The sequence below is a fragment of the Dietzia sp. DQ12-76 genome (assembly GCF_014145045.1).
Classification (GTDB): Bacteria; Actinomycetota; Actinomycetes; order Mycobacteriales; family Mycobacteriaceae; genus Dietzia.
This window is the reverse complement of record NZ_JAALDV010000091.1, coordinates 1-6,165: the sequence shown is the minus strand read 5'-3', so window position 1 is coordinate 6,165 and position 6,165 is coordinate 1. Positions and strand designations below refer to the sequence as shown.

Annotated in this window: 5 protein-coding genes; all 5 read left to right on the top strand. The window is 70.5% G+C overall.

Going from position 1 to position 6,165, the window contains the following annotated elements:
• Positions 1 to 63: 63 nt before the first annotated feature.
• Entirely contained in the window at positions 64 to 786 is a 723-nt protein-coding gene (locus tag G6019_RS04275; RefSeq protein ID WP_182613349.1) for a M23 family metallopeptidase, read from the top strand.
• Positions 787 to 966: 180 nt separating this feature from the next.
• Complete coding sequence (locus G6019_RS04270) at positions 967 to 2,052, top strand: S-(hydroxymethyl)mycothiol dehydrogenase (protein WP_107756297.1); 1,086 nt, start codon at positions 967 to 969, stop codon at positions 2,050 to 2,052.
• Positions 2,049 to 2,708, top strand: a complete 660-nt coding sequence (locus G6019_RS04265) for an MBL fold metallo-hydrolase (protein ID WP_107756298.1) — start codon at positions 2,049 to 2,051, stop codon at positions 2,706 to 2,708. The genes G6019_RS04270 and G6019_RS04265 overlap by 4 nt, the downstream gene beginning before the upstream one ends.
• Positions 2,709 to 2,725: 17 nt before the next feature.
• Positions 2,726 to 5,479, top strand: a complete 2,754-nt coding sequence (locus G6019_RS04260; protein WP_309230155.1) for a cation-translocating P-type ATPase — start codon at positions 2,726 to 2,728, stop codon at positions 5,477 to 5,479.
• A gap of 76 nt (positions 5,480 to 5,555) precedes the next feature.
• On the top strand, positions 5,556 to 6,005 hold the full coding sequence (locus G6019_RS04255; RefSeq protein WP_156607159.1) for an SRPBCC family protein: 450 nt from the start codon (positions 5,556 to 5,558) through the stop codon (positions 6,003 to 6,005).
• Positions 6,006 to 6,165: the final 160 nt, after the last annotated feature.

Sequence of the window (6,165 nt, the reverse complement as noted above, 5' to 3'; positions counted from 1 at the left end):
TCCACCGGGGAAGCCGGTCGGCCCGCCGCTTCGCCCACGCACCGAACTCCGAGGTTTCCCCTGATGTCCGACGCCACTCGAATCACCTTCACCGAGCTCGCCGATCGACTCGGTGTGGCCGGCTCCGGCGCGACCGCCGGCCGCCACCGCGCAGCCCGGTCCGCGAGCGGGATGGGCCGCATCGTCGCCGGCGCAGTCGCCGGTGCCGCTTTCACCGGTGGCGTCGCGATGGCCGCAGCCCCCGCCGCCTCCGCCCAGTCCGCTGACATCGACGTGAACCAGATCGGCCAGATGGCCCAGGAGTTCGCCCAGGGCATCGGTCTGAACGAGCAGCAGCTGCGGGAGTACGCCCTCGATCCCGCGTTGTTCGGCTCGCTCGGTATCCCCGCCGGTGCGGTCGGCGGAGCCCATGCCCCGACCTTCGGCCCCATCACCTCGGGCTTCGGACCGCGGTGGGGAACCTTCCACAACGGCACGGACTTCGGCGCCCCGATCGGCACGCCCCTGTTCGCCGCCAAGTCCGGCACGGTCGTCGCCGCGGGGCCGGCCTCGGGCTACGGACTGTGGATCCGCATCCAGACCGACGACGGATACCTCCTCGAGTACGGCCACAACGACCAGAACTACGTCTCGGTGGGCCAGCGCGTCCATGCCGGTCAGGTCATCGGAACCGTGGGCAACCGCGGTTACTCGACCGGCCCGCACCTGCACTTCGGCGTGCGCAACCCGGCCGGCCAGTGGATCGACCCCGTGCCGTGGCTGCGTGCGCAGGGTGTCGCCGTCTGAGCGGACCTCCGAGCAGCCTGCTCGTCCCCCGGGGCCCCGGACACCGTGAGTGTCCGGGGCCTCGGCCGTCTGGCGGGAGGAAAGATGGCGGGATCTGCATGTGTGGCAGGGTGGGAGATGCCGGTGCCGGTCATCGCCCGACACCTGCCCGAGCTGTACTGATCTCGAGGAGAATCCGGAATGTCACAGACCGTCAAGGGCGTCATCGCCCGTAGCAAGGGCGCGGACGTCGAGCTGGTCGACGTGGTGGTCCCCGATCCGGGGCCGAACGACGTCGTCGTCCGCGTGCAGGCGTGCGGCGTCTGCCACACCGACCTGGCCTATCGCGACGGCGGCATCAATGACGAGTACCCCTTCCTGCTGGGCCACGAGGCCGCGGGGATCGTCGAGACCGTCGGTGACCGCGTCACTCATGTGGCCGAGGGCGATTTCGTGGTGCTGAACTGGCGAGCGGTGTGCGGTGAGTGCCGGGCCTGCAAGCGCGGGCAGCAGCAGTACTGTTTCGCCACCCACAACGCCTCGAGGAAGATGGCCCTCACCGACGGCACGGAGCTCACCCCCGCTCTCGGGATCGGCGCGTTCATCGACAAGACCCTGGTCCATGAGGGGCAGTGCACCAAGGTGGACCCCGCGGCCGACCCGGCCGTGGCGGGACTGCTGGGGTGCGGCGTGATGGCCGGCCTCGGTGCCGCGGTCAACACGGGCAATGTCACGCGGGGCCAGTCCGTGGCGGTCATCGGGTGTGGTGGTGTCGGCATCGCCGCGGTCGTGGGCGCACGTCTGGCGGGTGCGTCGACCATCGTGGCCGTGGACATCGATGACACCAAGCTCGAGTGGGCGCGCGACTTCGGTGCCACCCACGTGGTCAACTCCACCGGGGTGGACCCAGTGGCGGCCATCCAGGAGCTCACGGGCGGCGTCGGCGCCGATGTCGTGATCGACGCGGTCGGCCGGCCCGAAACGTACGAGCAGGCCTTCTACGCTCGTGATCTCGCCGGGACCGTGGTCCTGGTGGGGGTGCCCACGCCCGAGATGCGCCTGGAGATGCCGCTGTTGGACTTCTTCGGCCGCGGTGGTTCGCTGAAGTCCTCCTGGTACGGCGACTGCCTGCCGGAGCGCGATTTCCCGATGCTGGTGGATCTCCACCTGCAGGGTCGGCTCCCGCTCGAGAAGTTCGTCAGCGAGCGCATCGGCCTGGACGCGGTCGAGTCCGCGTTCGGTGCCATGAAGTCCGGTTCCGTCCTCCGATCGGTGGTGACCCTGTGAGCGAGACCCACACCAGTGCCGGTAATGCCGGTGGCCTGCGCATCGAGAAGGTCGTGACGAGCGGCGTGTTCGCCCTCGACGGAGGCGAGTGGGAGGTGGACAACAACATCTGGATCCTCGGCGACGACTCCGAGGTGTACGTCATCGACGCCGCCCACACCGCCCAGCCGATCATCGACGCGGTGGCCGGGCGCACGGTGAAGGGCATCCTGTGCTCGCACGCCCACAACGACCACATCACCGTGGCCCCGGAGCTGGCCCGGGAGCTCGACACCCGGGTCTTCGTCCATCCCGGTGACCAGATGCTGTGGGAGGAGACCCACCCGACGGTCGCCCACGAGGACCTCGAGGACGGGCAGACCTTCCAGATCGCCGGGACCGGGTTCACGGTCATGAACACCCCCGGTCACTCGCCGGGCTCGTGCGTCTTCCACGTCCCCGAGGCGGGCGTCCTGTTCTCCGGCGACACCCTGTTCTCCGGAGGGCCCGGCGCGACCGGTCGGTCGTACTCCGACTTCCCCACCATCATCACCTCGATCAGGGACCGCATCCTCACCCTGCCGGCCGAGACACTGGTCCATACCGGCCACGGCGACGGTACCAAGGTGGGTGAAGAGTCCCCGCATCTGGAGGAGTGGATCGCCCGGGGCAGCTGACCGGGCACGATGGGGGGGTGACGACGACGGACCGCGCCCCGGAGACGGATCTGCGCACCCCCTGGCACACACTGCCCACCGCGGAGGTGGTCTCCCGCCTCGGCGCGGGGTCGAACGGTCTGACCCGCGCCGAGGCGTCCCGTCGCCTCGCCGTGCACGGTCCCAACACCCTGCCGGTGGCGGCCGGGGTGCCGGCCTGGAGGCGGGTCCTGCGGCTGCTCCGCGACCCCATGATCATGGTTCTCGCGGTGGCCGCCGTGGTGAGCGCCGTGATCTCGCGCGAGTGGGAGACCCCGGTCGTCATCCTCCTGGTGGTGGTGCTCAACACAGTGCTGAACTACGTGCAGGAGACGCGGGCCGAGGAGAGCCTGGCGGCGTTGCGCGACATGGCGGTGCCGCACAGCCGGGTGGTGCGGGACGGCGGCGAGGTGGAGGTGGACAGCGCGGATCTCGTCCCGGGGGACGTCGTGGTGGTGGAATCCGGCGACAGGGTCCCCGCTGACGGACGCGTTCTCGAGGCGTCCCGGTTCCAGGTGGCGGAGTCGGCCCTGACCGGCGAGTCGGTCCCCGTGGACAAGACGGCGGGAGCGGTGGCCGCCGCGGACGCGCCGCTCGGTGACCGCACCGGCATGGTGTTCATGAACACCGAGGTCACCCGCGGTCGGGCTCGCGTAGTGGTCACGGGGACCGGTGAGCGCACGGAGATGGGGGCGATCGCCGAGCTGCTCGACGGGGCGGGCGGCGAGCAGACGCCGCTCCAACGGCGGATCGGGGTCCTGGCCCGGGTCCTCACCGTGATCGCGCTGGTCGTGGTGACGCTGGTGATGGGGATCGGACTGGTGCGCGGGCAGTCCTGGGAGGACATGCTCCTCAGTGCCGTCTCGCTCGCCGTGGCCACCATCCCGGAGGGCCTCACCGCCGTGGTGGCGTTCACCCTCGCGATGGGCGCCTCGAGGCTCGCCCGTGAGGGAGCGATCATCAAGAACCTCGCGGCGGTGGAGACCCTCGGGTCGACCAGCCACATCGCCACCGACAAGACCGGGACCCTCACCCTCAACGAGATGACCGTGACGCGGATCGTCGCGGGCGGTTCCGCCTACACCGTCACCGGGACCGGGTACGAGGCGACCGGCACGGTCCTGTCGTCCGATCCGGATGCCGTTCCGGACCTCCGGAGGGCGGCGGTCGCCATGACGCTGTGCAACGACGCGATCGTGACCGACGGCGAACTCGTCGGCGACCCCACCGAGGGCGCTCTCCTCGTGGCCGCCACCAAGTGCGGGCTCGACGTGGAGGGACTGCGTGCCGCCCGGCCCCGGGTGGCCCAGGTGCCCTTCGACTCCGACTACAGGTTCATGGCCACCGTCAACCGCTCACCGGGCGGGGGGCTCGCGCTCAGCGCCAAGGGCGCGACCGGTGCGCTGCTGCCCCGGTCGACCCACGTGTGGAACGGCACGGACGCCGTGGAGCTCACCGATGAGCTGCACGAGGCGATCCGTCTCGCGACCGATGAGCTGGCCGGACATGGGCTACGGACCCTGCTGGTCGCGGGGCGTCCGTTCAAGGACGGAACCGACGAGGTCGCAGTGGACGAGAGCAGGCTCCTCGACGAGGTGTGGGGGCTGACCGTGTTCGCGGTGGTGGGCATCGTCGACCCGCCCCGGCCCGAGGCCGCCGAGGCCATCCGGGTGGCGCGCGCGGCCGGGATCTCCGTCCACATGATCACCGGAGACCACCTCGTCACGGCCTCGTCGATCGCCCGCGACCTGGGGATCGAGGGGGAGGCGGTGCGAGGGGTCGATCTCGACGGACTCGACGACGACGAGCTGTGCGGGCGGGCTCCCGGAATGGGAGTCCTGGCCCGGGTGTCCCCGGAGCACAAGATCCGGATGGTCCGGGCGCTGCAGTCCGGCGGGGACGTGGTGGCCATGACCGGCGACGGCGTCAACGACGCGCCCGCGCTGAGTCAGGCGGACATCGGGATCGCGATGGGGATCACCGGCACCGACGTGTCCAAGGGCGCGGCCGACATGGTCCTCACCGACGACAACTTCACCACGATCGTCTCGGCCGTCGAACAGGGCCGCGGGATCTACGACAACATCGTCAAGTTCGTGAAGTTCCAGCTCACCACCGCGTGGGCGTTCGTGCTGGTGTTCCTCGCCAGCGGGCTGCTGGGTCTGCCCGCGGTGCCGTTCACCGCCCTGCAGGTCCTGCTGGTGAACATCGTCATGGACGGCCCGCCGGCCATGGCGCTGGGCGTGGAGCCCGTGGAGAAGAACGCGATGCGGCGGCCGCCCCGACCCGCCGACGAGCAGATCCTCACCCCGTCACGACTGGTACGGATCCTGTGGCTGGGCGTGGTCATGGCCACCGGGACACTGCTGGTCCTCGCGTTCGCGGAGACGATCTTCCCCGAACGCGCGGGCGTGCCGTTGTTCGCCACCACTCTCGCCTACGCCGCCTTCGTGTTCTTCCAGGTGTTCAACCTGATGAACGTCCGCTCCACGGACGGCTCGGTGTTCTCCCGGGACATGGCGCACAACGCCCCGATCTGGGTGGCCCTGGCGGCGGTCCCGCTGCTGTTGGTGGCCGTGGTCCAGGTGCCCTTCCTCCAGGGGATCTTCGACACCACCCCGTTGCACGCGGACGAGTGGTTGTTGGCGGTCGCGGTGGGCTCGTCGATCCTCTGGCTCGAGGAACTCCGGAAAGTCGTGGCGAGGTGGCGTGCTCGGCGGCAGGAGGGATCGGGCACGATGGTGGGGGTCTGACGCGCCCCTGTCGAGGGCGCCGCCACCGGCGATTCCGGCGGTCGCGATGTGGTCAGGCAGAGGAGGAGTCACGATCATGGGCAGGGTCACCGCCAGCAACACCATCGTCATCGAGGCGCCCGTCGCGGCCGTGACGGCCGCGATCGCGGACTACGCCCAGGTTCGTCCCCGGATCCAGCCCGAGCAGTTCACCGCGTACAGGTTGATCGAGGGCGGCCAGGGGCACGGCACCGTGGCGGCGTGGAACCTCCAGGCCACCAAGAAGCGCAGCCGGGACGTCAAGGCCACGGTGACCGTGGACGAGGCCGCGGCGCACTGGTCGCTGGTGGAGAAGGACGCCAACTCGTCCATGGCCACCACCTACACGGTCCGCGAGGCCACCGGGGGTGCGCTGGTGGAGATGACCACGTCGTGGGACGGGGCCGGGGGAGTGGGGGGGTTCTTCGAGCGGACCTTCGCCCCAGCCGGGCTCAAGCGGATCCAGCACCAGTTGTTGGCCAACCTCAAGGCGGACATCGAGGGGTAGGCCCCGCGTCAGCCCGGTGGGGTAGGCCCCGCGTCAGCGCGGTGGGGTGGGCCCCGCGTCAGCGCGGTGGGGTAGGCCCCGTGTCAGCGCTGTGGGGTAGGCCCCGCGTCAGCGGCCCTCGTCCGGCGTCGGCCTCGTCGTCGTTCCAGACCCCTCACGC

Coding starts and splice junctions, on each gene's coding strand:
- G6019_RS04275 (WP_182613349.1), top strand. CDS start 64: ATGTCCGACGCCACTCGAATCACCTTCACCGAGCTCGCCGATCGACTC.
- G6019_RS04270 (WP_107756297.1), top strand. CDS start 967: ATGTCACAGACCGTCAAGGGCGTCATCGCCCGTAGCAAGGGCGCGGAC.
- G6019_RS04255 (WP_156607159.1), top strand. CDS start 5,556: ATGGGCAGGGTCACCGCCAGCAACACCATCGTCATCGAGGCGCCCGTC.